Consider the following 26,471-nt stretch of genomic DNA (forward strand, 5'->3'; position numbering starts at 1 on the left):
CCTCAACGCGCCTCGCGCCGTCGCTGACGTTCGACCATCAGTTTTCCATGTTCACTTATAATCGTCTGGGACTGTGGCAGGATCTGTTCAAGCAGGCTGGGGTCGACCGGACCAAAAACCCGGCTTATGTCGCCTGCGGATTTCAGGACTGCCAACAGGCTTGGTGATGTGGCCGCAACAAAGTGACCCGAAGCCGCGTCTGCGTTAAAGGCGGTGAGGTCAATGACTTCGATTGGCCAGCTTTGCAAACGATCCGCGGACTTTATGTTGCCAAGCCGCTCTCCCTGACTGGTACCGCGGAGCCGACCAGAAATATTCAGAATGCGATCCTTTTCCGAGACCATGAGTGCAAATGGCTGCGGAACGACCTTCAGATCGGCCATCTGGCTTTCAAACAGATCCACGTCCAGATCAGGTGATATCAGCATGACGCCGCCGTTCAGCGTGCGTGCCGCCCAGCCGGGACGACGCATGTCCGCCTGTCGCAGCATCTCCATGGCAAGTGCGGTGCCCATAGAGTGCGCAACCAGAATGATACGCTGCGCGCCGGCTGCTTTCACTCTGCGTATCGTTTCCTCCAGACCATCGCGCGCGAAGAGCATGCTGTCGAGATCGTAGGCGTAGCCAAAGGCTCGGCCGCGACTGGGCCAGGAATACATCACCAGAGACCCGGGCAGATCGACATCATAGGCCATCTGTGCGGCTCGATATGCGGTTTCTGGATGGGTACTGTTGTAGCCATGTACAAAGATCGTCACTTCGCGCAGCGGCCAGTTATTCTCACGCTGCTCGCGAAGGAACCGCTGACGCAAGTCTGAGACTGACGCGACCGAAACATTCTCTGCAATGGTGAAATTCTTGTGGGGATCGGGGTTCTTGTGGCGATACGAGAGTTCACCGGGCGAGTGGCTGGGAGGGATGGTGACGGTCATTTCCATCATCCGCAATTGGTCGGATCGGCCAAACCCCAATGTTCCGTCTGGTTCCTCTTCCCGGGTCGTGGTTGCAAACACCGTGAAGGGCGTACCGATGCTGACGGCGTTGGGAACGATCGGCATCAAATCGCGATCAGCGCAGGCCGCCAGCACAATTGCCGCGCAAAAAGCCAGCACGGTTCTCTTCATTATATGACCCTTCACACCGGATAACGACCTTGCCCGAACATATCTCGGGCAAGGTAGCGAAGTTGGCGCAAAGATCTAGAGCACGTAGCGGCTGAGATCCGCAGACTTGGTGAGTTCGCCGAGATTTTTGTGAACAAAGGCCTCATCTACGACGATTTCCTCGCCGCCGCGGTCCGGCGCGGCAAAGGATATTTCCTCGAACACCCGCTCCATTACCGTGTAGAGGCGCCGCGCGCCGATGTTCTCGACGCTGTGGTTCACCTCGGCCGCGATCTGCGCCAGCGCATGAATGCCGTCCTTGGTGAAGGTGATCTTGACCTTCTCGGTGCCCAGAAGCGCTTCGTATTGACGTGTCAGCGCATTGTCGGTCTCGGTCAGGATGCGGACAAAGTCTTCTTCACTCAGTGCGCGCAGGTTGACCCGGATCGGCAGGCGACCCTGCAGTTCCGGCAGCAAATCCGAGGGCTTGGCGATGTGGAAGGCACCGGAGGCAATGAACAGGATATGGTCGGTCTTGACCGGGCCATGTTTGGTGCTAACGGTGGTGCCTTCGATCAGTGGCAGCAAGTCGCGCTGCACGCCCTCGCGGCTGACATCGCCGCCACGTGCATCGGTGCGGGCACAAACCTTGTCGATCTCGTCAAGAAACACGATGCCGTTCTGCTCCACCGATTCCAATGCGGCCTTGGTCACCGTCTCGTCATCCAGCAGCTTGTCGGCTTCTTCGCCGATCAGGATGTCATAGCTTTCGGCGACGGTCAGTTTCTTCTTCGTGGTGCGCCCGCCCATGGCTTTGCCGAACAGATCGCCGAGATTCATCATCCCCATGTTGCCGCCGGGCTGTCCGGGCACTTCGAACATGCCGCCCATCGGGTTTGAGGTATCGGTGATGTCCAGCTCGATCACCGTGTCATCGAGTTCGCCGGATTTCAGCTTCTTGCGGAACATGTCGAGCGTGCTCTCGCGGGCGTCTTCACCGGCGATGGCATGCAGAACGCGGTCCTCGGCGGCCTTGTGCGCCTTTGATTTCACATCTTCACGCATGTGCTCGCGGGTCTGGACGATGGCTGTGTCCACCAGATCGCGCAGGATTTGCTCCACGTCGCGACCAACGTAGCCCACTTCGGTGAACTTGGTCGCCTCGATCTTAATGAAGGGGGCGCGGGCCAGTTTGGCCAGACGGCGCGAGATCTCGGTTTTGCCGACCCCGGTGGGGCCGATCATCAGGATGTTCTTGGGGTGCACCTCGTCGCGCAGGTCATCTGGCAGCTGCTTACGCCGCCAGCGGTTGCGGAGGGCCACGGCCACGGCGCGCTTGGCGTCCTTCTGGCCGATGATGAACCGGTCGAGTTCGGAAACGATTTCGCGGGGGGTCAGATCAGTCATGTCTATCCCTTGAGGTCAGTGAGAGGGCGGCAGCCGGTGAAGGGGCAGCACGCCGGAAAGGAGCGAAAGCAGCGCGGCCCGAATCCGCGCCCAAAAGGCGCCAAGGACCACCAGAACCACGCCAAGCGCCAGGATGCTGATCCCGGTGCCCTCGCTATCGAAGACGGTTGTGCTCAGCGCCACGATATAGCCGATGGCGGTGATCAGGAACGACCGGCGATCAATCACGATCGCGATGAGCGCAAAGATCCCAAGCACCAGCGCCAGGATCAGGCCCTGGTCGCCTTCGAGCAGCGACAGCGCGATGGTGTTCACCAGCGCCGGTGCCGCCACCACATGCAGCCAGAAGCCTTGTGCGGAACGGCGGGTCACCCGATGCGGATCGCTGAGGTCAAAGGCCATGGCAATGGCAAAGACCAGAAGCCCCACCACAAGCGTGACCCAGGCGAAGGGGCCATTGGCGCTGAGGCGGAACAGGTCACCCAGTTCGGTGGGCACGCCAGATTGATCTGCCGCGACAATCAGCGCCACAGCAAAAAGGCCAAGCGCGATCAGCGCCATGGAAAAGGGCACCCGGAACCGCCACCAGAAGACAAAGAGCGCCAGCGTCGACAAGCTCAAGGCCATTGGCAGCGAGGAATAATCCTCCTGCGCGATCATGAAAGGCTGGGCATATTGGGCGATGAAGCCTGTGGCGGCATTGCCCGCAAACATCACCGACAGTGCGATGGCAGGCGCCACCATACGACGGCGGCGGATGAAATACTCCGCAAGCCCCCAGAGCAGCACGGCCCCGATCAGCGCCGCGGTGGTGGCCTGCGCCCGATAGTTGACGATCTCGGTCAGCATGGAGGCGGTGTTCACCGCGATCCAGCCCATGGCGAGGATCACCAGACCAACAACAATGAAGATCTCGTTGAAGCCTTTGAACAGTTCAAACGGTTCATCGCCGGGCGACAGGTCCTCGCGCGCGCCACGACGGCTGTCCGCCAGCGCTGTGAGGGAGACCGCCTGCGCCTCGGATAACAGCCCGGAGCCGACAGCCGCCCTGAGATCGTCGCGCGAGATCATTTGGAGATGCTCTCTACCGTGAGATTGCCATTGGTGTAGACGCAGATTTCCGAGGCGATCGCCATCGCGTCCCGTGCCACGGTTTCGGCATTGCGGTCGCTGTCCATCATGCCGCGGGCGGCCGCCAGTGCGAAATTGCCACCAGAGCCGATCGCCGCGACGTCATGTTCTGGCTCCAGCACATCGCCGGCGCCGGTGATCACGTAGAGATCCTTGCCGTCAGTGACGATCAGCATCGCTTCCAGCTTTTGCAGGTACTTATCGGTGCGCCAGTCCTTGGCCAGCTCGACACTGGCGCGCTGCAGTTGACCCGGCGTGGCTTCCAGCTTGGCCTCGAGCCGTTCCAGCAAGGTAAAGGCATCGGCGGTGGACCCGGCAAAACCAGCCACCACGTCATAGCCGCCCGGCGACAGACGACGCACCTTGCGGGCGCTGCCCTTGATCACGGTCTGTCCCAGCGATACCTGACCGTCCCCGGCCACAACTACCTCGCCGCCCTTGCGGACGCCGATGATGGTGGTGCCGTGCCAGCCGGGAAATTGATCCTCTGCCATAAAAGCCTCCGTTTCTTTGCTGACCTATATGGAAGTATCACTGCCCCGGCACAAGGGCGGCGCTCTGCTGGGACAGTGCGCGGCGGATATCGCAACTGTTTACAAACTGCTTAATTGCTATGCGCCCAGTGCATCCCGGGGCTGAGGAATGGGCAATTGTGAGACTCACTGCACGATCGTACATGAGCATCAACAACCGACAAGGGGTCGGCTGGATCTATCAAGGAACACGATCATGGCAAACGCAAGCAACGTTATTGCACCGGCCGGCTCTGTCGCAGTTCTGCGCGCAGTCGACTTCTTCTTCAACCTGCGCACCAAACTGGCCGACTGGAACGAAGCCCGCATCACCCGCAAGGCTCTGTCCTCCCTGACCGACGCGCAGCTTGAAGACATCGGCCTGACCCGCGCCGAAATCCAAGCGATCTAAACCCAGATGACATATCCGGTGAAGTGAGAGCCGTCCTGACGCAGGGCGGCTTTTCCTTTGTGCGGGGCTGGCGAGCCGATACGCATCAAAAAAGGCGCCTCCCGCGGGACGCGCCTTTTTCTATTTCGGTGATCGGTTGAGTCAGATGGACTCGTCGATCCAGCTCTTCAGCGCGGCTTTCGGGGCGGCGCCGGCGCGGTTGGAGACCACCTGGCCGTCTTTGAAGACGAAGAGCGCGGGAATGCCACGCACGCCCATGGCGGCGGCAGCGTTCGGGTTGCTGTCGACGTCGACCTTGGCAATCTTGATCTTGCCATCATATTCGGCGGCCAGCTCTTCCAGAGCGGGGCCGATCTGTTTACAGGGGCCGCACCATTCGGCCCAGAAGTCCACCACTACGGGGACATCGGAATTCTTGACTTCGGCGTCGAAAGTCGCGTCGGTGACGGCTACGGTGGACATTGGGATGTCTCCTGAGAAGTTTGGCAACTGGACCCGGAACCTATGGACGCTGGCAGGCGGCGTCAAGGTTCCAGTCGCTGGAAACCAGCCCGTTCACGCGCCTGTGTGATCAAGGTGACCGGAAGCGGCATCAAAGTGGCGGTTCGCGTCCAAAGGATTGCGGTCTCGATTCTGCGGTCCGGGTAGATCTGGCGCAGCGCCGCATCATAGGCGCCCATCTGCCGCAACAAGCCTTCGGGACAGGCATCGGGGGCGCTCGGCACCACCGCATTGGATTTGAAATCCACCGCCAGCACACGCTCCGGTGTCACGACAAGCCGGTCGATGACCCCGTGCAGTCGCGCAGCACCCAGATCTGCTGAAATTACAACTTCGGCAAGGGCGTCCGTGGCAAAGACCTCGGCGCAGCCCGGCGCAGACAGAACCTGACGCGCCTCCATCAACAGGGCCTGCCAGTCCTCATGCCGGGTGATCTGTTCGGCGCGGCTGTTCCATTCGGCTTCGGGCATCTCGGGCAGATGTTCCAGCAGCAGATGCAGCGCGGTTCCACGCGCCTTGGCCTCGTCTTCGCTGAGGCCGCTGTCACCGGGCAGGGCCTTTGCGCCGCCCAGATCCTCGGAGGGGCGCAGGGTGGCCGCGGGCGCGACATAGGGCGGCGCGGCGCGGCGGAAAACCTCCGGCAGGGTGATTTCGTCTTCTTCGGTCAGGTCGGAGGGCACGAAGGGCAGGGCGTCCCAGTCCCCATGCGCCCACCTTAGCCCCTCGCCGCCTGGGGCATCACAGGGCAGGGCGCCCATGGTCTTCATTGCAGCCTCGACCCGCTGATACCAGCTGTCACCGCCCTTATCGAGATCACCAGCCCCGGCCACGATCAGCCACTTTTCCGCCCGCGTCAGCGCCACATAGAGCAGCCGCAACCGTTCGTTGGCCTGTTTTTCCTGCGCAAAATCCTTGGCCGCCTCCATTGCGGGGGGCATCTGGTCACTGCTCACCCGCCAAAGCGGCGTCCCCGCGACCTCCATCACCTCGGACGGGGGAGAGGGGCGGCGTTTGGTGGTGTCCGGCAGGATCACGATCGGCGCTTCCAGCCCCTTGGACCCATGCACCGACATCACTCGGATCATCGCACTGGCGGCGCCCATCTGGCGTTTGATCTCCAGATCATCGGTCTGCATCCATACGAGAAACCCAGTGAGGCTGGGCACTTCGGTGCGCTCATAGGCCAGCGCCTGAGACAGCAGCGCGTTGATGCCATCCTCAGCTTCGGTGCCAAGGCGGCCCAGCAGTTTGGCCCGCCCCAGATGGCGTGTCAGGATGCGTTCGATCAGATCGTAGGGGCGCAGGAAATCGGCCTGCCCGCGCAGGTCGTTCAGGATCTCCATCGTTTCAGGAAACTCCTCGGCGCGCGCACGTAGGGCGGGCCAGAGGTGCATGTCCGTGCGTCGATGGGAGAGGTCGAACAACATCTGTTCGCTCCAACCAAAGATCGGAGATTTCAGCGCTTCGGCCAGCGAGAGGGAATCCTCCGGCAGAGCGAGGAACCGCAACAGTGCCGCGATGTCCTTGACCGCCAGTTCCGCCCCCACTTTTAGCCGGTCCGCCCCAGCGATCGGCAGGTTTGCCGCCTTGCAGGCGCGGATGATCTCGGAAAACAAGTCGGACCGCCGCTGCACCAGGATAAGGAAATCCCCGGCATGCACGGGGCGACGCTGGAAAGTGCCGCGCTCGACCCCGTCTTCCGGGATGGTCACGCCGCTGTCGATCATCTCCTTGATCTGCCCGGCGATGCGTTCGGCCAGGATCACCGCATGGTGGCGCGGGCTGGGGCGATCAACAGGATCGGTCCAGTCGCGATCCTCCTCGTCCTCGGTCTTTTCCACCAGCGGCCAAAGGTCCACCCGTCCCGGCAGGTCGGATTTGAAGGCCTGGTGTTTGGCATCCTGCGCAAAGCCTGCGCGATCCTGCCCATCAAACACCACGTCGACCAGCCCGAGGATCGCCGCCGAGGAGCGGAAGGAAAACGCCAAGCTCGCGCTTTGCAGCCCGTCGCCGGTGTCTTCCAGCCTGCGGCCAAATTCCGCCTGCATGCGGTCAAAGGCGTCCGGGTCCGCGCCCTGAAAGGAATAGATCGACTGTTTCTTGTCGCCGACCACAAAGATGGTACGCTCCACCTCCTGACGCGCGCCGAGGCCCGCAGTGAATTCCTGCGCCAGCTTTTCCACCACGTCCCATTGCACCGGGCTGGTGTCCTGTGCTTCGTCCACGAGGATATGGTCGATGCCACCATCCAGCCGGTACAGCACCCAGGCCGCCACAGCGGGATCATTCAACAAGTTGCGTGCCTTGACGATCAGATCGTCAAAATCGAGCCAACCGCGCAGTTGTTTGCGCCGCTCGTATTCCGGCAGAAACACACGGGCGAAATCATGCAGCACCAGCGATTTGTCCATCGCATCGAGGGCCAGGCGACGCGGACGGGCAGTTTCCACCCGCGCCATGAAAGGCTCCAGCTGGTCCATCAGAACGCCGTGGCTCTCGCGCAGTTTCTTGGTGGGGAAGCTGCCGATCTTGGCGCTGAACGGTTCTTTTGCCCCCTTGCCGGTGAGGAAAACATCCTCCAGCAGTGGTAGCACATCTGGCGTGATCGCGGTGATCCGCGCCAGTTTCGCGGCGTTCTTGCCGTCTGTGGCCCCGCCGGTCTTCAGCATCTCCACCGTGCGCGACAGGATCTCCGCCTCATTGCCCAGAAACACCTCAGCCGTCAGCGCGTCCAGATTGTAGCCTTTCGGCAGATCAAATACCTCGCCAAGCATGTCGCGGTTCAGATCGGGATTAAAACCTGCTTGTCGGCGGCAGATCTCTGCCGTCAGCGTCTCGAAATCCATCCCTCCGATGTAATAGGACGCGGCCTCAACCACATGCGCGTCGGGCCCTTGCGCCATGTCTTCGGTGATCTCCGACCGCAGCATCGCGGCGGCGCGATCTTCCATTTCCGAAAACTGTGGGCTCACCCCGGCTTCCAGCGGGAAACGCCGCAGGAGCGATGAACAGAACGAATGAATGGTCTGTATCTTGAGGCCGCCTGGGGTCTCGATCGCACGGGCAAAGAGCGTTCGCGCCTGTGCGAGTCCGTCCCCCAATGCCGCATCCTCTGCGCCCAGATCCACCAGCGCGGCCCGCAGTTTTGTATCCGGCAGCATCGCCCATTCGCCGAGCCGCTGGAACAATCGGTTCTGCATCTCGCTGGCCGCGGCCTTGGTGTAGGTCAGGCACAGGATGTGCTGCGGCTCTACCCCGCGCAGCAACAGCCGCGCAACCCGGTCTGTCAGTACCTTGGTCTTGCCGGATCCTGCGTTGGCTGCAAGCCAGGTGGAGGCATCGGGACGGGCGGCGCGAAACTGCGCTTCGGAGGCGGCGTTGCGGTTCATGTCAGATCCTCAGGCACCGGGTCCGAACTGCGGTCCCATTCGCCGTAGCGGGCGAGGTGGTCATAGTCGCCGGCAAAGTCATCGCGGTGTACCATGCGGCGGCTGCTATATCCTTGGGTAGCATCGAAATAGGCCTCGATCAGGCTGCGCAATTCCGCCCAGACCTTGGCCGGTGGTTCATCAAGGATCGGCGCGGCGACTTCTTTCACGGGAGGTTTCAGCCCGATATAGAGTGCGCGTTCCACTCGGGCCGCACCGTAGTCCGAAAATGCACCCTGTTCGGCCATTGCGGTCTCGATCAGCAGCTGTTTTTCAAAGGACTTCTGCTGTTTTTCCGAGGGCGGTTCGCCGGTTTTATAGTCGTAAAGATGCAAGAGCCCACGGTCGTCGACATCGATCCGATCCGCCTTGGCCGCGATTTCGAAATCGAGCGGATCTAGCCGCACATTGCCGGATTTCTCAAACCCCGACGGGCGGGCGCGCGACTGGCGTTCGTGTTCACCGCGCACAAAATCATCGGCCACCTTTTTCAGTCGCGTGAGCCAGAGGGTGCGGGCGACCGGCCACGGTACATCCTCCTCAAGAATACGGCGTGACTGTTCAATGAAATCCTGTGCCGAGAGGGTTTCCGGTCGTTCTTGCGCCGATTTTATGAACTCTTCCAATACCTTGTGGATTACCGTGCCACGCAACAATGCGTCGGGTTCCTGCAACAGCGGGTCGACGGGCCGCAAGCGCAGCACGTGCTTGGCGTAGATTGCGTAAGGGTCGCGGATCAGTTTCGGGATCTCGGTCACGGTCAACCGTCGTGGCCGTGCCGCAACCGGCGGACGCGGCGAGGGGCGCGGGCTGAGTGGCGTGGGCAGGGGCGCATCCAGCACGCTGGCCCAGTCGAGCCAGACTTGACCGCGCATCTGCATGGCCGACAGTGCGGTTTGACCGCCTTGATCTGGCAGACCACCTAGGAGATTTGTCAGCCGGTTGAGCCAGCGCGAGGGCACGGTGTCGGCCTCTTCGGACCGTACCGCCCGGGTGAGCCAGACTTCGGGCGCGGCGATCGCCTGTTGGAAATCATGCGCCGACAGGCCGATGCGTCGTTCCGGCAGCAGCAACCCGGCTTCGTGTCGCAGCTTGCGGTTGAGCCAGGGATCCGGGCGTGCGGCCTCTGGCCAGCTGCCCTCGTTCAAGCCGCCAAGGATCACCAGATCCGCGCCCTGCACACGGGCCTCCAGCGTGCCCCAGATCAGGATCGACCCATAAGGGGCATCGCGGTCTCGGACCTCGCCCTGCGACAAGACCGCGCCGAGAAGGTCGGCAAAATCACGCGCGGTCATGTCGCCACCATGGGGCGCCTCGGCCTGCAATTCGTCGATCACATCGCGTGCGGCGATGCCCGCCTTCTTGTCCCACAGCTCGCCGGTGCCCTCTGATTGCGATCCGGCAGCGATCACCTCCGCAGTTTGACGAAGATCGGCGACCCAATCGCTGAGGGCGCGGCTGCCGGACAGGTCTCGCCCTGCAAAGCTCCGGGCCAGCCAACCGGCCCAACCGGGCAGAAGATCTCGGGTGGAGCCGAATGCGATCAGGCTGTCTTGGTCCGGAAACGGCGGGCCATAGCGCCTCATGTGCAGTTCCAGATCGCGCGCGTGCAACAGGTGCTGTCCGCGCGCCTCGCCGGAATGGGTCAGCGGGTGTTTCAGCAGGGTCAGCAGCATGTCGGCCTGCAGTGGTCGGCAGAACAGATCCGCCACATGGCGCAAAAAACGCCCCGGCGGCGAGAGCTGAAGGGGCAGGCCGGCGGAATCGTCGGGCAGGATGTTCCAGCGGTCCAGCGCTGCAGAGACTTGCCGGGTCAGCATCCGGTCCGGTGTGATCAGCGCGGCGGTTTGACCGTCCTCGGCGGCCTGGCGCAGGCGCAGGGCAATGGCCAGCGCCTCGCTGCGTGGGCTTTCGGCCTCGATCAGGGTCAGTGCCTCGGTCGCCTGATCAAGCTGCGTCAAATGCGGGCCTTCGCTCATCCAGGCGTCGGTCACCGGGGCCGGGCGCAGGGCGAGGGACACCAGACGGTTGCGCGGCAGTGAGGGCGGCGTCATGTCGACCCAGCGGTGGATACCCCGGGGCCCAAGGTCCAGATCCCGCATCAGCTTGCAGAACCGGTACTGCGGGTGGTCTTCGGCAACCAGCCCATCGGTCAGAGTGTCCCAGACCTCTGCCGGTTGGTCGAAATCGAACCCGGGCAGCACCACGGCGCCCTGCGGCAGGCGGGCGATCGCTTCCATCAGCAGCAGCGTGGTGCCGCGCGACCCGGTGGAGCCTGCGAGGATGATCGGATGTTGCGGCGGCCTGCGCTGCCATTCAGCGATCAGGTCCAGCACCACCTGCCGCTGGCGCGCGTTCACGTCGAGCGCGTTTTCATGCATGTCCACAAACTGATCGGCGATCCCGATGAAATCCTGCGCCCGTTTCCAATGCCCCGACATATCAGAGACATCCAGCGCACGGATCTGGTCTGTGGTGACGCCCTCGCTTTGCATTTCGTCGATCAGCTCGGCGAGGCTGTCGGAGAGATCATAAAGCGAGGCGCGCGCGGCCAGATCCGGCTGCGCATCCAGCAATCTGGCGATCAGCTGCGACAGTTCCAACCGGCGGCGCAGGGGCGGCAGGGCAGGTGGCAGGCCGCGCAGGTTGGCCTGTCGGCTGAGACCCGAGAGGAGCGATATTCGTGGCAGGAGACCCGCCGGCCCGCTGTCGAACAGCTGCCGCACCCGGCGGCTCATCCGTTCGGTGTTGAGGATCAGTTCGACCCGCGCCAGCGCCTCGGGCGGATGATCGGCGAACCGTTGTCTGAGCCCGTCGACCAATGCGCGCGGAAAATCCACACCGCAGGGCACGGCAAACAGCCGCGGGGTGCTGTGGTCTGGATCAAACATTTGCGCCTGCCATCATCTCTTCTGCGAGGGTGACGCCTTCTGGGCGCCCGACGTCGCACCAATGGCCGGGATACTCCACAGCGGATGCCCGTGTGTCGGAGATCATCAGATCCCAAAGCCGGTTGAGAGAAAACACCGTCTCCGCCACCCGGTCCATATGATCCAGTTTGAGAATTTGCGCACCAGTGTAGACAAGGTCACCGCCCCGGCTGATGTGACCGGCCTCATCGGTGGAAAAATCTCCCGAACCCAGCCGCCCGACAGCTCGCGCCGTCGGCACGCAGAGAAGTAGCGCATCCATATCGTCCGGGCGCCACATGTCCTGCAACACGCGCAGCGGGTTGGGGCCGGACCAGGTTACATCTGGGTTCAAAGTATAGGCGGACTTCGCGTTGAGGAGCGGGCGCGCCTGTTTCAATCCGCCGCCGGTATCGAGGATCTGATCCGCCTCATGGCTGATCAGCAGGTCGCGGTGTGCGAGATGGGCGTGCAGGACGTCCGCCTTGTAATGGGAATTGACCACGATGCGATCTGGACGCACCTCGGTCGCCAGATCCAGCGCATGGTCGATCAGGGGACGTCCTGCAACGGGGATCATCGGCTTTGGCCGATCAGCTGTCAGAGCGCCCATGCGGGTTCCGAACCCTGCGGCAAAGATCATCACGGCGGTGGGCGAGCTCATGCGCGTAGCCTTTCCAGAGCGTCGGGTGTGGGCGCGGGCAGGGCGCTTAGCAGCTCCTCCGCTACGGGTGCGAGGGCCGGATGGTTCAGACCGCGCTCGAAATGGGCCCAAACCCGTGGCACGTAGTCGATATAGTGGTGCTTGCCCGCGTTCTGCGACAGGCGGGCAAAAATGCCAAGGATGCGCATATTGCGTTGCACTCCGATGACCGCATAGGCGCTGCGGAAAGCCGAGTCATCTATGTTGGTGGCGTGGATGTAATGATCGATCATCTGCAGTTCGACCCCGGCGGGCACGTCGCGACGGGCGTCCTGCAGCAGGGACACCAGATCGTAGGCGCGATGCCCCAGCTTTGCGTCCTGAAAATCAATCACCCCGACCCGCGCGATGCCCGCGCGTTCGGGCAGCCACAGCAGGTTCTGAGCGTGGTAATCGCGATGCACGAACACCATGTCGCCTTGGAGATGTTCGCGCAGGATATCCTCGAACCGATTCTCAAATCGCGCGTTCACACCCTCTGCCGGATCGCCAAGGACGGTCTGGCGATATTCGCTGAAGGCCAGCGAGGTCATCTCGGCCATGGTCCGGGGGCCAAGTGGGGGCAGGTCGGCCACGGGTGCGCCCTGCAGATGCACCAGCAGATCGGTCGCGGCCCGATAGAGCGGCATTTCGGCGGAGGAATCCTGCGCGATGACCTCGGTAAAGAGCGCGTCTCCGAGATCTTCTATCAACAAAAGCCCGCGCGCGTGGTCCCGGGCGATGATCTCCGGGGCGGAGACGCCTTTGTGACGCAGGTTCTCTGCCAGGTCGGAAAAGGGTCGGGTGTCGCCGCCGTCTGTGGGCGGCCAGTCCATCAGGATGGCGCTGGCGCCCCTCTCCGACGTCAGCCGCTGGTAGCGGCGGCTGGAGGCATCCCCTGCCAGCGGTTTGGCCGTCCAGCTGTCATAACCATTTGCGGTCAGAAACGCGGTGATCTCACCGTTACGTGTGCTCATGAGAGAATCCCTTCGAGACGTTGCGCCCAGCCCTCAGATTGCCAGCTCAGCTCAGCATGGCGCGCGTCATCGGCGGTCTCGTCGAGCGACAGGCGCAGAGTCAGCGCCGTGTCCGGGCGCAACTCTTCCAGCCGGTCGGGCCATTCCACCAGGCAGATCGCATCATCGAAGGCGGTGATGAGGCCGAGTTCCTCGACCTCGTCCACATGCGACAGACGATAGAGATCCGCGTGCCAAAGTTCCCCGCAGGACACATCGTAGGTTTGCACCAGCGTGAAGGTGGGAGAGGGCACATCCTCGGGCACTTCCAGCAAGGACTGGATCAGGCTGCGGGCAAAATGCGTCTTGCCCGCGCCGATCGGTCCCTCAAGCAAGACAACATCGCCCGGAAGAAGGATCCGGGCGATGCGTTGGGCCAGTTCTGTTGTTGCAGCGCTGCTGGGCAAACTGCAGGTCGCGGAGCTCTGTATCATGGCGCCACAATGACGTTGCGCGCGAGGCTCCGCAAGCGGGTTCAGGCTTCCTTCGAGGCGGCAAACCGCTCTTGTTCTGGCGGGGCCAGTGGCGCGCCAACCTTCTGGAAACGCACCATGGTGGAGCCATTCTGCAGCGATTGAACCCGGCAAATCATATGGTCGCCGTTGCGCATTTCCACACGCGACCACCAGTCACTGTGATCTTCGGTGCCACCGGCGACAAAATCGCGCACCTCACCCCAAGTCGGGGTTGGCCCCGACAGCTCCTGCCAGGTGCGGCAAGCATCGGCGATGGAGACCTTGGCAAAGCTCGCTTCCGGGTCGGTCTTCCACATGTGATGGTATGCGGTGTTGGAGTAGACCATGCTGCCATCGGTGCCGAAGACTGCAAAGGCATCGTCAATGTGATCGAGGATCGACTGGCCAAGCTCCAGTTCGGAACGGAACTGACGGGTCAGGGTGATTTCTGCGGTAATATCCTCAAACAGGAAGGCGATAGCCCCGTCGGGGTGCGGACGGCCAGAGACCGAGTAGACCGATCCCGAGGGAAGCGACCAAGTTTCCTGATAACGTCCTTCAGCTGCGGCTTCGAGCAGATCCGCCATTTGGTGACGCCAGCTGGAATAGTTCTTTGGTTCCGGCATCATGCGCTGATCGCGCAGGCGGTCAAAGAAGGACATCATGTTGGGGCGTGAGCTGAGGAAGCTTGCGGGCAGCGCGGTCAGGTCGATCAATACAGGGTTGAACAGCACCAATTGGCGGTTGCGGTCAAAGATCGCCAGGCCGATCGAAAGCTGGGCAAAGGTCTTGGCCAGGGTCTGAACAAAGTTCCGCTGGGCCACCTCCGCATCAACAACGGCATTCACATCCATCGCGTGGCAGAGCCAGCCGGCTTCGGTCTCGGTGGTGGAGACATTGTACCAGAGCTTCTTGTCGGTTTCCGGCAGCTCGATCGAGACCCGTTCTGGCCGACCGCTGTTCATCGGCGCATCGAGGTTGGGAAACAAAGGCGCCGAGGTATCATTGCCGCGGCCACGGATTTTCTGATTCAAACGGTCATAGGCGAGATTGGTCCAGGTCACGCGGGCGTCATCGGACTGCAGCCAGACCGGATAGGGGGCCTGGTGTACGGCGGCGCGAAGGGTTGTCAGCTCCTGATCATCTCCCGCCTGACCCAGCTCGGTCGAGGTGCGGCGCAATTGCACGCGGGTGACGCCATCGATCCACTCGCAATGGGCTTCGCGGCTGTCTGCCTCTGCGGTGCCGGAGAGTGTCAGAGATCCGACATCGCGCAGAAAACCGGGGGATTGTGGCAGGCCAGGATAGCTGCGGGATAGTTTGTCGCGCAGTTTGGTCCAGCTGAAATCGTCGGCATTTTCACCAAGGAATTTGCGGGCACCGGATGACCAGGCAATCAGCGTCTGATCGTCGAAGAGGAACACGGCATCGGTGCGTCCATCGGCCAGCAGAAGATCCTGCTCCATGCCTTTGCGTTCCGTCTTTGGATTAAGGAACCAGACCGCAACGGCTGCGCTGGCGATGCAAAGGCTCGCCAGAATAAACCACTCAACGGACATCAAATCTTGCATGGACACAGCCTCGCTTGTTCTCCTTGAGCCTTATGTTCTCTGACAATGGTTAAGCGAAGTTTAACTGGTTTACCAAAAGTGAATTGTTAAAATTGTAACGGGACGTTTTTTCCGGCTGGAACCGGAGTGTCGCCGCTGATGGCATCGATTTTGCGTCGGGGCCACGTGACAACGACAAGTGCGCCATTTTGCGAGGGCGCCAGATTATGAGAAATTCGAACATCGCGCGCATTTGCAAACTCCAGCCGTGCACCGGTGCGTTCGAGAAGTGTTTTTGCGATAAATAGGCCCAGACCCATGCCTTCGTATCCTGGGCGTTTGCTGCGATCAGAATGCGTTGACCGCCGCCGCATGAACGGGTCACCCAGACGACCAAGCAGATGGCCGGGGAATCCATTGCCATCATCGCAGATCCGCACCGTGATATGATCAGCGCTCCAATGCAGCTCGATCCAGACTGTCGTTTGCGCAAAGTCCACGGCGTTCTGCACAAGGTTGCGCAGCCCGTGGATGATCTCTGGTTTGCGTAGAATGCTGGGCTGGTGCAGCGCATCCTCGTCAGCGGGATGTTCACTGAAGCGAATGTCTTTGCCCCGGTCAAAATGTGGTTCGGCAGCCTCATGCATCAACGCGGACAAAGGCGTCTGACGCAGATGCAGGTCATCCTTGCCCGTTCGCCCCATGCTCCGAAGGATGTCACGGCAGCGATCAGCCTGCTCACGGATCAGCCGTGCGTCTTCCTGAAGTTCGGGCAGCTCATCGAGTTCCTCGATCAACTCCGAACTTGTCAGCTTGATAGTGGCAAGCGGTGTACCGAGCTCATGAGCCGCTGCTGCAACCACACCGCCGAGGTCCGTCAGCTTCTGTTCGCGCGATAGGGCAAATTGCGTTGCTGCCAGCGCATCGGACATCGACCGGATTTCTGCACTGATCCGATAGGAATACGCCCCGATAAAGAGGATGGCGATGACCAGCGCACACCAGTGGCCAAAGACGAACAGCGATGGCATGCGCAAGATTGTTCCCTCTGCTGTTTCCAAAGGGATATGCAGCGGAACAAGGAGCGAAACCAAGAAGATCGCACTTGCCCCGATGATCAGGGTTGATCGCAGCCCCATCACGGTGGCCGAGATTGTCACGGGGCCAAGAACAAGCAGCGCAAAGGGGTTGTTCAGACCTCCGGTCATATAGAGCAGGAAGCACAGCTGGAGCAGATCGAACAGCACCATCAGAAAGTTCTGGAACTCTGACAGCCGCTTGTTTTCCGGAAACACGATGAGCGCAACCAGATTGGCCAGAGCCGAGACTCCGATCGCGAAATAGCAAGGCAATACCGAAAGTTGCAGGTTGTACTGTGTTTGCGCCGCGATGATCGCCGTAGCTTGGCCGATGATCGCGACCCAGCGTAATACGATCAACGTGCGCAGGCGAATCCAATGGCTGCGTTCCTGGCCACCCATCAATCCAAAAGTGGTTTCGCTCATGTGACGTTTGCTCCCGTTGCATCGCCGGTAATTGTTGATAGGTCTAGCGCCAACCGGGTTCAACTGCGGCACGTCTTCCCAGCGTGTCTACCCCGTGCAGCTCTATGAGGAAACGAGACATGGTTCGAAATATTGCAATTCTGGCGTTCGCTGGCATCGTCGCTGTGCTGGGTGGCGTTTGGTACATGACCCTGCGCGGGAGCGGTTCGGACGATGCATTCGCGCAATGCCGGGCGAGTGCGGTCGCAGGTGGCAGCGGTGCTATTGGCGGGCCTTTTGAATTGGTGAATGCAAAAGGCGAAACCGTGACCGACACGGATGTGATCACCGAACCTTCGATTCTTTATTTCGGATATACATTTTGTCCGGACGTCTGCCCGCTCGATACAGCGCGCAATGCTGAAGCGGTGGATGTGCTGTCTGATAAGGGCTACTCGACCACGCCGGTCTTCATCTCGATCGACCCCAAGCGTGACACACCAGAAGTGGTTGGAGATTTTGCCTTTAACCTGCACGAGAAAATGATCGGTCTCACCGGGTCACCTGAACAGGTGAAAGCCGCCAGCCAAGCTTATAAGACCTATTACAAGGCCCAGGACGGGGATGAGGACTACTATCTCGTGGATCACACGACCATGTCCTACCTCGTGCTGCCCGAACATGGTTTTGTGGATTTTTTCCGTCGCGACGTGACGCCCGAACAGATGGCGGATCGCGTCGCCTGTTTCATCGACAACAGCTAATGCACAGCAGAGATTTGACGTTTCGGATCCGCGACGTAGTATCTCAAATAACAAATGCGCTTGACGCTGGAAGGAAAGTGAATGGCCGAAGCAGTACAGTCCGCAATTGGACCTGATCCCTCGCTACTGTTGGTCGATGATGACGAGCCATTTCTGCGCCGGTTGGCCAAGGCAATGGAGAAACGTGGTTTTGCAGTTGAGACCGCGGATTCAGTTGCCTCAGGACAAGCGATCGTCTCTGCACGACCGCCGGCCTATGCCGTGGTGGATTTGCGTCTTGAGGATGGAAATGGCCTCGATGTGGTGGAGGTTCTGCGGGAAAAACGTCCCGACAGCCGCATCGTCGTACTGACGGGCTATGGCGCGATCGCCACTGCGGTGGCCGCGGTGAAAATCGGTGCGACTGACTACCTGTCAAAGCCGGCAGATGCCACGGACATCACCAATGCGCTTCTCGCAGGGGATGATGCGCTGCCGCCACCACCGGACAACCCGATGAGCGCGGACCGGGTGCGCTGGGAACATATCCAGCGGGTGTATGAGCTGTGTGATCGCAATGTGTCAGAAACCGCGCGGCGCCTGAACATGCATCGACGTACACTGCAACGCATCCTTGCCAAGCGTAGTCCAAAGTAGGGTTGCCGATGACCATGCGTGGCGATTTGGATCCGACGGTATTACCCTCGCCGAAGGGCGGATGGTCGGAATCCATGACAACCCTGCTCGGCGCCATTGTCGTGCCGCCAGTGGAGAGCAGCATGGTGCAGGCCGCAGGCGTTTTACACGCGGATGGCAGCTATTGCCCACAGGGGGCGCTATGGCGACGGCACCGCGCAATCACGACCGAACCCGAGATGCCGCAGAATGTCGCGGAGAAAATTCCAGGTCGCTGGCTCTGGGGAGGCGTGCTTTGGGCGCATTTCGGGCATTTCCTGGTGGAGAGCACGGCGCGCCTCTGGGCATTGGAGAACTTGGACACACCGGTGGATGGCGTGCTCTTCATTCCCAAGCGCCCGGCCGTGCGGGATCAGGTGCGTGGGTTTCACTCGGAATTCCTGGGCCTGATGCAGGAGGGGCTTGGGATCCGTGTTGCCGCAGATCCGGCGCAGGTAGAGGAGTTGGTGGTGCCCGGTCAGGGCTTCGGTCTGGGCGCGATTACCGAGGCGACGCCAAAGTACCGGAACGCGATACATGCGCGGTTTGCGCGCGATGTGCGCCCTGAAGGTCCCGAAAAGCTCTATATTTCTCGCTCAAAATTAGGACTGGGCAAAGGCGGCCTGCTTGGTGAGGAGCAGATGGAAGACTATCTGGCTGCTGAGGGCTATGAAATCTATCACCCGCAGGAGCACAGCCTGAGCGCCCAATTGGCCCGCTACAAGGCGGCAAAATATGTTATTGCCGCTGATGGCTCTGCGCTGCACCTCTTTGCAATGGTTGGGCGGCCGGACCAGAAGGTCGCCATGGTGCTGCGGCGCAAGTCCACGGCGCATACCTTGCTGACGAACAACGTCCGTCACTTCTGCAAATGCGATCCTTTGGTGATCGGAGCGCTGCGCACCGAATGGGTCCCCAAGAACAACCAACGCTCCAGCCGGTTGAGCTTTGGGGAGCTGGACCACTCCCTGATCGGGCGTCAGTTGAAGGCGGGTGGTTTCATCTCAGGTGATGGTGATTGGCCTGTTCTGGATGACGCGGCGCGTGAGCAGGTGCTGACGGACAAAGGCATCAAGAGTAACCGATTTGTAGAGTCGCCGGAGTTCCGGCAAGCCCGCGAACAGGCTGAGCGCGCAGAGCGGCGCGCCCGAAGGGCGGCGCGGAAGGCCCGTCGACAGGCCCGTGAAGCCGAAAAAAGCCGAAGCTGATTACTAGACGAGATTTAGAGCTGGCATAGCAGCTCTTCGTGGCGGGCAACGAAATCCCGCCGGACGTCCACAGGTGGTCTGAGGTGAATATCAAGATCGTCAATCAGATCTGCGTTTGGTCTGCCGAAGATCTTTGTGGCCTCGCTTTCGGAAAACCCCGCGATTTGAACCGCTTCCATCCAGGCTGACACCTTGTCGGCCCGTTTGATTTGCGCTTTTACCGTCTTTGGCAGGGTGGCGGGCAGGCCAAAGCGAATGTGGATTGCAGCCGTTAGTCGAGCGTCGAGATCGCCGTAGCCCGACCCAACAGCAGCTTTCACCGGAGAGATCATGTCGCCGATCACGTATTCCGGTGCGTCATGCAGAAGGGCCGCAAGCTTCCATTTGAGGGGGGCCTTGGGGAACATGCGACCGTGGATATTCTCCACCAGCAACGAATGTTCGGCGACGGAATAGGCAAAGTCACCCCGTGTCTGACCGTTCCAGCGCGCCACAAAAGCAAGGCCGTGGGCGATATCCTCAATTTCGATATCAACAGGAGTCGGGTCCAGCAGATCGAGGCGGCGTCCGGACAACATGCGTTGCCAGGCGCGTGGAGGTTTCGGGGCCATGATAAATCCGTCGTAGTCGCAACTGGTCCTAGCTATCCCGGTCGGACTGCGGTTGCAAACCCACAGTGCAATGCTGTGGAAGGGAGGAGTAATCCAGCTCCTGTGAACCTTGGCTTTGCGGTGATTGGCCTCGTTGCATCCGCGCGTGGTTTCGTCAGAGTTCGGAGTGACTGTGGTGAGGGAGGTGCGACCAATTTCTGGCGCCACTGACGTTTCTGGGACCTCAGAGATTCTCAGGCGGCTTATCGCTGCTCTGTCTTGGTTCCAGAGTAGGGCGCGCCAACACTCACCCATCTTCGTTGCTTGTAAACCATTGGGGTGTTACCTCACGACCCAAGTACCTGTGGAACATTTATACGGAGCAGAAAATGGCCGGAGATTACATCGTCAAGGACATTTCGCTGGCGGGCTTTGGCCGCAAAGAGCTGGACATCGCTGAGACCGAAATGCCGGGCCTGATGGCGCTGCGCAAAGAGTACGGTGAAGAGAAGCCCCTGAAAGGGTCTCGCATCGTCGGCTCGCTGCATATGACGATCCAGACCGCCGTCCTGATCGAAACCCTGGTGGCGCTGGGCGCTGACGTGCGCTGGGCTTCCTGCAACATCTTCTCGACGCAGGATCACGCAGCCGCGGTGATCGCCGAGGCGGGCGTGCCGGTCTTTGCGATCAAGGGTCAGAGCCTGGAAGAACACTGGGACTACCTCGACAAGTCATTCCAGTTCCCGGAGGGGCCAAACCTGATCCTCGACGATGGTGGCGATGCGACACTCTACATTCTGTTGGGCGCGCGCGCTGAAGCGGGCGAAGACGTGATTTCGGTGCCCACCTCCGAAGAAGAAGAAGCGATCAAAGCGCAGATCAAGAAGCGGATGGAGCAATCCCCCGGCTGGTTCACCAAGATGCGCGATCAGATCAAAGGCGTATCGGAAGAGACCACTACCGGTGTTCACCGTCTCTATGAGCTGGTGAAACAGGGCCAGCTGCCCTTCCCGGCGATCAACGTGAACGATTCTGTCACCAAGTCGAAGTTCGACAACAAATACGGCTGTAAAGAGAGCCTCGTGGACGGCATCCGCCGCGCCACCGATACAATGATGGCAGGAAAGGTTGCCGTTGTCTGTGGTTATGGCGACGTGGGCAAAGGCTCTGCTGCGTCCTTGAGTGGCGCTGGCGCGCGTGTCAAAGTGACCGAAGCAGATCCGATCTGCGCGCTGCAGGCTGCGATGGACGGCTATGAGGTGGTCTTGCTGGAAGAAGCGCTGGATGCGGATATCTTCATCACCACCACCGGCAACAAGGACATCCTGCGCATTGAGCATATGCGTGAGATGAAGGACATGGCCATCGTTGGCAATATTGGCCACTTCGACAATGAAATTCAGGTCGCCAACCTGAAGAATCACAAGTGGACCAACATCAAGGAACAGGTGGATATGGTCGAGATGCCTTCGGGCAATCGGATCATTCTGCTGTCCGAGGGTCGCCTGCTTAACCTCGGTAATGCCACCGGTCACCCGTCGTTTGTGATGTCGGCGTCCTTCACCAACCAGGTTCTGGCGCAGATCGAGCTTTGGGTTCGTGGTGATGATTACGACAATAAGGTCTATATCCTGCCCAAGCATCTCGATGAGAAGGTCGCGGCACTGCATCTGGAGCGTGTCGGGGCAAAACTGACCAAACTGACACCGGAGCAGGCAGCCTATATCGGCGTAAAACCCGAAGGTCCGTTCAAGCCGGAGCACTACCGCTACTGAGTAGTGAGACATTTGGAAAATTGGAAAACCCGGCGTTTCGCGCCGGGTTTTTTGTGTGATGCTGTCCGGCGCTCGTTCTCGCGGAACATTGCCCCGCCCACCATCCCGCTGCGCATTTCTGACACCGAACTCGAAGAAAAACCCCTTTGTTGGCTTCAGAAACCCTCCTACCGTCAGGTCACTATAACTCTGCCAAAGATGCAGAAGGCCAAAGACAGGAGAATGTGACGATGGGAAAGCGTGAAGACCTGATTGCGCAATATGCGGACGATCTGAAAACCAAATGCGGTATGGACCCGGATATGGACCTTCTTTCCAAGGTGACAATTGGGTGTGGGCCCGCGATTTACAATGCGGATGCATCCACTGTGGCGTCCAGCCAACCCGAGGAGCTGGAAACGGTCAAGGCGAACTTCCTGATCAAGAAACTGGGGTTGCCGGATGGCCCAGAGCTCTTGGATGCAATCAACAAGGTGGTCGAAACCTACGGAAAATCCGAGCGCAATAAATATCGCGCTGTCGTCTACTACATGCTGACCAAACATTTCGGCAAAGAGGCTGTCTACGGCTAACTTTGTTCAGGCAATTCGCCACGAGCGCCTACCAGTTCAGTCGGGTTTTAATGACTTTGCAATGTCGCGCCAATTGCCGTGCACAGCTCTACCGAGGTAAGAAGAAGGTAAGCGCAACTTGCGCGAGAATATCTTTGGACGTGCGCGGTGGGAGTGGGCGTCGAGTGTGCAGAAGGCCGCGGCATCAGTCAGCGGCCTTTTGTCATTGCGGCTTGGGTGCGTCAGTGCAGATCCGATAATCGTATCGGCGATAAATGCATAGCCATCTTCAATGTGTGTCGGCATCCTTGAGCGTATGCCGCAAATGTAGATGGACGCAATCCAAGCCATGATAAAGAAAGACCGCAGCCCAAACCCGCTCAGGCGACTGTGAATGCGTAGAGAAGGTTCATGATCTTGCACCCTACCCGTGAGGCTAGGCTAGAGGCGGGAGTGACAGAATAACCAGTCCTGTTAATCTGCCTTTGTTTTCCCCATCTTACAGATCTCCTGCCATTCTGCATCTGTAACTGGCTGCACGGAAAGGCGGGAGTTTTTCACCAATACCATGTCTACCAGCGCCGAATTAGCCTTGATCTGCTCCAGCGTGACCGGCTGGGTGAAGGCCCGCACCGCCTTGATGTCTACGCATTCCCAGCGCGGGTCCTCGGTGGAGCTGTCGGGGTGGATCTCGGTGCAGACCTCGACGATACCGACGACAGATTTTTCCTTCAGCGAGTGATAGAAGAAGCCGCGATCCCCCAGTTTCATCTCGCGCATGAAGTTCCGGGCCTGATAGTTGCGTACGCCGTCCCATTCCTCGCCCGCGTCCCCCTTGGCAAGCTGATCGTCCCAGCCCCAGGTGTTCGGTTCGGATTTGAACAGCCAATACGCCATCAGCCGATGACCTTCTTCCATGTGATCAGCTCGACGGCCTCGAACAATCCGGCCTTGTTGTAGGGATCGTTCGCGGCCCAGGCCTCACCTGCGGCCATGTCATCTACGTCAAGGATAATGAGGGAGCCGACCATCTCGCCAGCTTGATCGAGTAGAGGGCCCGCTTGCGCCACCACGCCGGTCTCCTCGATATAGGCGAGATGCGCCGTGCGGTTGTCGAGACGAGTTTGCAGGTGATCCGGTTTGTCGCGGGCAATCAATGCAATGAGCATTTTATTCCTCTTTGAGTGGTCTTTTAAGTAATTGATCCACAGCCTCGGCAATCGTCAACCTTTGATCCAGCAAATTGGTTACCGTTTGCGTGATCGGCATCTCCAGCCCCATCTTCTGGGCAGCTTGCGCGGTGGCCCGGGCGGTGGCTGCACCTTCAACGGTGATTGCGGGATCAAATTCTTCGCCCCGCCCAAGGCTGAGCCCAAGGCGGAAATTGCGCGACTGCTCGGAGCTGCAGGTGAGCGTGAGGTCGCCGAACCCCGACAGGCCCGCAAGCGTTGCGGGTTTTGCCCCGCGTTCCAGCGCCAATCGCTGCATTTCGGCATAGCCGCGGGTCATCAGCGCGGCACGGGCGCTGTCGCCCAGCTGAGCGCCGATGACGGCACCGCATGCGATGGCGATGACGTTCTTCAGTGCACCACCAATCTCTGCCCCCACCAGATCGGTGGTGCGGTAGAGGCGCAGGTTACTGGTCGACAGCGTGGTTTGCAGGGTTTCACCCATGCCGTCCGGCGCGCAGGCCACGGTCAGCGCGGTGGGTAGGCCCTGGGCGATGTCGGCGGCAAAGCTGGGGCCGGTCAGCAATGCTGCCGTGGCCTCTGGCACCGCTTCGCGCAGGACGGAGACCGGACCAAGCCCGCTGTCCAGTTCGATCCCCTTGCAGCAGGCCACCAGAGTCTTGTTGGCCAGCACTGCGCGATGTTGCATCAGAAACGCGCGCATCTTTTGCATCGGTACGGCAAGGAGCAGCGTGTCATGCGCCTCAAAGCTGCTGTCATCCGAGGTCACGGTCAGCCCATCGGGCAGGGGAGCGCCGGGCAAACGGCGGCTGTTTTCGCGTGCGGCCTGCATCTCAGTCGCGTGATCGGCGTCTCGGCACCAGAGCGTTGCCGGGGCCTTGCGGGCCAGAGAGATAGCCAGGGCGGTGCCAAATGCCCCGGCTCCAAGAACCGCGACGCTCATGCCTTTGCCCCTTTCTTGCCACTGCCGATGAGGGCCGGGCTGGTCTGATCCAGCGGCCAGCGGGGACGGGCCATCAGGTCCATGCCATCGCGTGCCCCGTTGCGAAAGCGCTCCAGCCCCGCATAGGCGATCATCGCGGCATTGTCGGTGCAGAGCGCCAAGGGGGGCGCCATGAAATCAGTCTCTAACTCGGCACAAAGCGTCATTAGTCCCCCTCGGATCGCAGTGTTGGCAGCAACGCCTCCGGCCACGGCCAAAGTCGGAGCAGAAGGATTTTCGGCAAGGTAGAGATCCAGCGCGCGACGGGTTTTCTTCACCAGCGTGTCGACAATGGCGTCCTGAAATCCGGCGCAGAGGTCGGCGCGGTCCTGTCGGGTCAGCCCGCCTTTCTCGGCCACGATCTGATCCCGCATCCGCATCAATGCAGTCTTCAGCCCGGAAAAGGATAGGTTGCAATCCGGGCGGTCCAGCAGCGGGCGGGGAAAGCGGAACCGTTTGGGATCTCCGTGTTCCGCCTCGGCCTGTACCGAGGGGCCACCGGGTTGCGGCAAGCCGAGCAGACGTGCGGTCTTGTCAAAGGCTTCACCCGGGGCATCGTCAATGGTTCCGCCGAGCCGCGAAAACGCCTCTGGCCCGCGGACGATCAGGTATTGGCAATGGCCACCGGAGACCAGCAGCATCAGATAAGGATAGGCGATATTATCCGTCAGGCGCGGCGTCAGCGCATGGCCCGCAAGGTGATTGACCCCGACCAGTGGCAGGCCCTTTGAAGCGGCAATCCCCTTGGCGCACATCACGCCCGACATTACACCACCGATCAAGCCCGGTCCGGCGGTCACGGCGATTGCGTCGAGGTCGTCCAGCGTCAATTGAGCGTTTGTCAGCGCATCACGCACGCAGCTGTCGAGCTTTTCCGCATGGGCGCGGGCAGCGATCTCCGGCACCACGCCGCCAAAGGCGCTGTGCAGTGCGGTTTGGCCAAAGACCACCGATGACAGGATCTCTGCGCGCGCATCTGTCTTTTGGCGCACAATAGCCGCCGCAGTGTCATCGCAGCTGCTTTCCAATCCAAGTAGCGTCAGCGTTTGGGTCATGGGCCTACCGTTGCATCCTCTGTGCTGCGGGGCTACCACCAAGAGGTGATGCAAACAATCCCGGGAGCGCGCAGGTGAAGACAAACGGGCCGGCCCTGTTGATGACGCGACCGCGCGACGCGGCTCAGCGGTTTCTTGATCTTCTGCCTGCGGATCTGCTGTCGGATCTGCGCGTTATACATTCCCCACTGATGGAAATCACCGCGTTGCCGTCGACGCTGAAACTTGACGATACGACAGCGGTTGTTTTCACCTCCGGTGCGGGCGTGCGCGTGGCGTCAGAGCGCATGGCCGAGCGTCAAGTTGCCTATTGTGTGGGTCAGCGCACGACAGAAGCTGCGTTATCAGCTGGTTGGGATGCGCGTTTTAGCGGAGAAACCGCGGATGCACTGGTCGCGAATTTGTTTGCAGCCCGGCCGTCAGGAACGCTGTTGCATCTGCACGGAGAATACACCCGTGGGGCCGTGGTGGACCGTTTGGTAGAGGGGGGGCTCCCTTGCAGGGGACAGGTGATCTATCGTCAGGATCTGCAACCTCTCAGCGCCGAGGCAGAACAGGCACTGGGGGCGCAAATCCCCCTGATCGTACCGCTTTTCTCACCACGTAACGCCGCACATTTTGCAAGCTTATGTCCGAAAACCGCGCATTTAACACTGATTGCGATGAGTGACGCTGTGGCGCAGGCCATGCCGCGCTTGCAAAGTGTTGCGCTAAAAGTAAGTAAAGCACCTACGGCTGAAGCAATGGCGGATTTGCTGCGCGATGTCGCACAGTCGGTGCTTTGGGTTGAGAGAGACGCACCCAAGGAATAGGGTCGGTGCGTATCGTATTGAGCATGTTTGGGGAATCGGGGGGAGGCCACTGTGGCTGAAGACAAGAAATCCGGCGACACGGTGAAACCGGATCCAGAAACGTCACGGGCTGACGTTCATCAGGACACCGTAACTCCCGACGTTGGCGCAGAAGAGATCGAGGAGCGTCTTGCCACGGAAGAGCTTGACGACTTTGCTGAAACCGAAGTTCCTCTTTCCGAGACCGAGACCGAGACCGAGACCGAGACCGAGACCGAGACCGAGACCGAGACCGAGACCGAGACCGAGACCGAGACCGAG

Annotated in this window: 24 protein-coding genes and 1 pseudogene; 8 read left to right on the forward strand and 17 right to left on the reverse strand. The window is 60.5% G+C overall.

The window, feature by feature from the left end; genetic code table 11:
- Nucleotides 1-2: 2 nt before the first annotated feature.
- The 4 genes from R0J92_RS12065 to hslV form a co-directional block, all read right to left on the reverse strand.
- On the reverse strand, nucleotides 3-1,124 hold the full coding sequence (locus tag R0J92_RS12065; protein ID WP_411051841.1) for an alpha/beta hydrolase: 1,122 nt from the start codon (nucleotides 1,122-1,124) through the stop codon (nucleotides 3-5).
- A gap of 75 nt (nucleotides 1,125-1,199) precedes the next feature.
- Nucleotides 1,200-2,510, reverse strand: a complete 1,311-nt coding sequence (gene hslU, locus R0J92_RS12070; protein ID WP_411051842.1) for an ATP-dependent protease ATPase subunit HslU — start codon at nucleotides 2,508-2,510, stop codon at nucleotides 1,200-1,202.
- Nucleotides 2,511-2,525: 15 nt separating this feature from the next.
- The gene (locus tag R0J92_RS12075; protein WP_411051843.1) at nucleotides 2,526-3,581 is read right to left on the reverse strand and encodes a hypothetical protein; all 1,056 of its coding nucleotides are present in this window, start codon (nucleotides 3,579-3,581) and stop codon (nucleotides 2,526-2,528) included.
- Entirely contained in the window at nucleotides 3,578-4,135 is a 558-nt protein-coding gene (gene hslV, locus R0J92_RS12080) for an ATP-dependent protease subunit HslV (protein ID WP_106162478.1), read from the reverse strand. The genes R0J92_RS12075 and hslV overlap by 4 nt, the downstream gene beginning before the upstream one ends.
- 235 nt (nucleotides 4,136-4,370) lie before the next feature.
- Between hslV and R0J92_RS12085 the strand changes: the two genes are divergently transcribed.
- Nucleotides 4,371-4,565: a DUF1127 domain-containing protein gene (locus R0J92_RS12085; RefSeq protein WP_106162479.1), complete on the forward strand. Its 195-nt coding sequence runs from the start codon at nucleotides 4,371-4,373 to the stop codon at nucleotides 4,563-4,565.
- A 141-nt stretch (nucleotides 4,566-4,706) separates the two neighbouring features.
- Here the strand turns inward: R0J92_RS12085 and trxA are convergent, their stop codons facing one another.
- The 8 genes from trxA to regB all read right to left on the reverse strand — a co-directional run bounded on the left by trxA (nucleotide 4,707) and on the right by regB (nucleotide 16,611).
- On the reverse strand, nucleotides 4,707-5,027 hold the full coding sequence (gene trxA / locus R0J92_RS12090; RefSeq protein WP_106162480.1) for a thioredoxin: 321 nt from the start codon (nucleotides 5,025-5,027) through the stop codon (nucleotides 4,707-4,709).
- 62 nt (nucleotides 5,028-5,089) lie between these two features.
- Complete coding sequence (gene addA, locus R0J92_RS12095; RefSeq protein ID WP_411051844.1) at nucleotides 5,090-8,455, reverse strand: double-strand break repair helicase AddA; 3,366 nt, start codon at nucleotides 8,453-8,455, stop codon at nucleotides 5,090-5,092.
- On the reverse strand, nucleotides 8,452-11,385 hold the full coding sequence (gene addB, locus R0J92_RS12100; protein ID WP_411051845.1) for a double-strand break repair protein AddB: 2,934 nt from the start codon (nucleotides 11,383-11,385) through the stop codon (nucleotides 8,452-8,454). The genes addA and addB overlap by 4 nt, the downstream gene beginning before the upstream one ends.
- Nucleotides 11,378-12,067 carry a nucleotidyltransferase family protein gene (locus R0J92_RS12105; RefSeq protein WP_411051846.1) on the reverse strand — a complete coding sequence of 230 codons (690 nt, stop codon included), beginning with the start codon at nucleotides 12,065-12,067 and terminating at the stop codon, nucleotides 11,378-11,380. The genes addB and R0J92_RS12105 overlap by 8 nt, the downstream gene beginning before the upstream one ends.
- A complete protein-coding gene (locus R0J92_RS12110) occupies nucleotides 12,064-13,062 on the reverse strand; it encodes an aminoglycoside phosphotransferase family protein (protein WP_411051847.1) in 999 nt (332 codons plus the stop codon). Before R0J92_RS12110 ends, R0J92_RS12105 begins: the two co-directional genes overlap by 4 nt.
- Nucleotides 13,059-13,535, reverse strand: a complete 477-nt coding sequence (tsaE, locus tag R0J92_RS12115) for a tRNA (adenosine(37)-N6)-threonylcarbamoyltransferase complex ATPase subunit type 1 TsaE (protein ID WP_411051848.1) — start codon at nucleotides 13,533-13,535, stop codon at nucleotides 13,059-13,061. The genes R0J92_RS12110 and tsaE overlap by 4 nt, the downstream gene beginning before the upstream one ends.
- Nucleotides 13,536-13,576: 41 nt before the next feature.
- Entirely contained in the window at nucleotides 13,577-15,127 is a 1,551-nt protein-coding gene (locus tag R0J92_RS12120; protein ID WP_106162485.1) for a PAS-domain containing protein, read from the reverse strand.
- 86 nt (nucleotides 15,128-15,213) lie between these two features.
- Entirely contained in the window at nucleotides 15,214-16,611 is a 1,398-nt protein-coding gene (gene regB, locus R0J92_RS12125) for a sensor histidine kinase RegB (protein WP_106162486.1), read from the reverse strand.
- A 119-nt stretch (nucleotides 16,612-16,730) separates the two neighbouring features.
- On the opposite strand from regB, the gene R0J92_RS12130 reads away from it, so the two are divergent.
- From R0J92_RS12130 to R0J92_RS12140, 3 genes are all read left to right on the forward strand, one after another.
- The gene (locus R0J92_RS12130) at nucleotides 16,731-17,354 is read left to right on the forward strand and encodes an SCO family protein (protein WP_317384833.1); all 624 of its coding nucleotides are present in this window, start codon (nucleotides 16,731-16,733) and stop codon (nucleotides 17,352-17,354) included.
- An 81-nt stretch (nucleotides 17,355-17,435) separates the two neighbouring features.
- Nucleotides 17,436-17,990 carry an ActR/PrrA/RegA family redox response regulator transcription factor gene (locus R0J92_RS12135; protein WP_411051849.1) on the forward strand — a complete coding sequence of 185 codons (555 nt, stop codon included), beginning with the start codon at nucleotides 17,436-17,438 and terminating at the stop codon, nucleotides 17,988-17,990.
- A 74-nt stretch (nucleotides 17,991-18,064) separates the two neighbouring features.
- Nucleotides 18,065-19,216, forward strand: a complete 1,152-nt coding sequence (locus R0J92_RS12140; RefSeq protein WP_411051850.1) for a glycosyltransferase family 61 protein — start codon at nucleotides 18,065-18,067, stop codon at nucleotides 19,214-19,216.
- 14 nt (nucleotides 19,217-19,230) lie between these two features.
- Here R0J92_RS12140 and R0J92_RS12145 read toward each other — a convergent pair whose 3' ends face one another.
- A complete protein-coding gene (locus R0J92_RS12145) occupies nucleotides 19,231-19,827 on the reverse strand; it encodes an HD family hydrolase (protein WP_317384831.1) in 597 nt (198 codons plus the stop codon).
- Nucleotides 19,828-20,195: 368 nt separating this feature from the next.
- Here R0J92_RS12145 and ahcY point away from each other — a divergent pair, with 368 nt between their 5' ends.
- Together ahcY and R0J92_RS12155 are read left to right on the forward strand one after the other, a co-directional pair.
- Nucleotides 20,196-21,581 (forward strand): adenosylhomocysteinase, encoded by a 1,386-nt coding sequence (gene ahcY / locus R0J92_RS12150; protein ID WP_106162491.1) that lies wholly within the window; start codon nucleotides 20,196-20,198, stop codon nucleotides 21,579-21,581.
- A 230-nt stretch (nucleotides 21,582-21,811) separates the two neighbouring features.
- On the forward strand, nucleotides 21,812-22,153 hold the full coding sequence (locus tag R0J92_RS12155) for a DUF2853 family protein (protein WP_411051851.1): 342 nt from the start codon (nucleotides 21,812-21,814) through the stop codon (nucleotides 22,151-22,153).
- A gap of 453 nt (nucleotides 22,154-22,606) precedes the next feature.
- On the opposite strand, the gene R0J92_RS12160 is transcribed toward R0J92_RS12155, so the two are convergent.
- The 4 genes from R0J92_RS12160 to tsaD are packed head-to-tail and all read right to left on the reverse strand — an operon-like array spanning nucleotide 22,607 to nucleotide 25,359.
- Entirely contained in the window at nucleotides 22,607-23,029 is a 423-nt protein-coding gene (locus tag R0J92_RS12160) for an EVE domain-containing protein (protein WP_106162493.1), read from the reverse strand.
- Entirely contained in the window at nucleotides 23,029-23,301 is a 273-nt protein-coding gene (locus R0J92_RS12165; protein WP_411051852.1) for a YciI family protein, read from the reverse strand. The genes R0J92_RS12160 and R0J92_RS12165 overlap by 1 nt, the downstream gene beginning before the upstream one ends.
- A 1-nt stretch (nucleotide 23,302) precedes the next feature.
- Nucleotides 23,303-24,265 carry an NAD(P)H-dependent glycerol-3-phosphate dehydrogenase gene (locus R0J92_RS12170; RefSeq protein ID WP_411051853.1) on the reverse strand — a complete coding sequence of 321 codons (963 nt, stop codon included), beginning with the start codon at nucleotides 24,263-24,265 and terminating at the stop codon, nucleotides 23,303-23,305.
- Nucleotides 24,262-25,359, reverse strand: a complete 1,098-nt coding sequence (tsaD, locus tag R0J92_RS12175; RefSeq protein WP_411051854.1) for a tRNA (adenosine(37)-N6)-threonylcarbamoyltransferase complex transferase subunit TsaD — start codon at nucleotides 25,357-25,359, stop codon at nucleotides 24,262-24,264. The genes R0J92_RS12170 and tsaD overlap by 4 nt, the downstream gene beginning before the upstream one ends.
- A gap of 101 nt (nucleotides 25,360-25,460) precedes the next feature.
- Between tsaD and R0J92_RS12180 the strand changes: the two genes are divergently transcribed.
- Nucleotides 25,461-26,171, forward strand: coding sequence for a uroporphyrinogen-III synthase (locus tag R0J92_RS12180; RefSeq protein WP_411051855.1), 711 nt, complete (start codon nucleotides 25,461-25,463; stop codon nucleotides 26,169-26,171).
- A gap of 51 nt (nucleotides 26,172-26,222) precedes the next feature.
- Nucleotides 26,223-26,471 (forward strand): annotated as a pseudogene (locus R0J92_RS12185) (hypothetical protein); the annotation flags it as partial.

This window comes from Tritonibacter sp. SIMBA_163, assembly GCF_046535935.1.
GTDB classification, from domain to species: domain Bacteria; phylum Pseudomonadota; class Alphaproteobacteria; order Rhodobacterales; family Rhodobacteraceae; genus Epibacterium; species Epibacterium scottomollicae.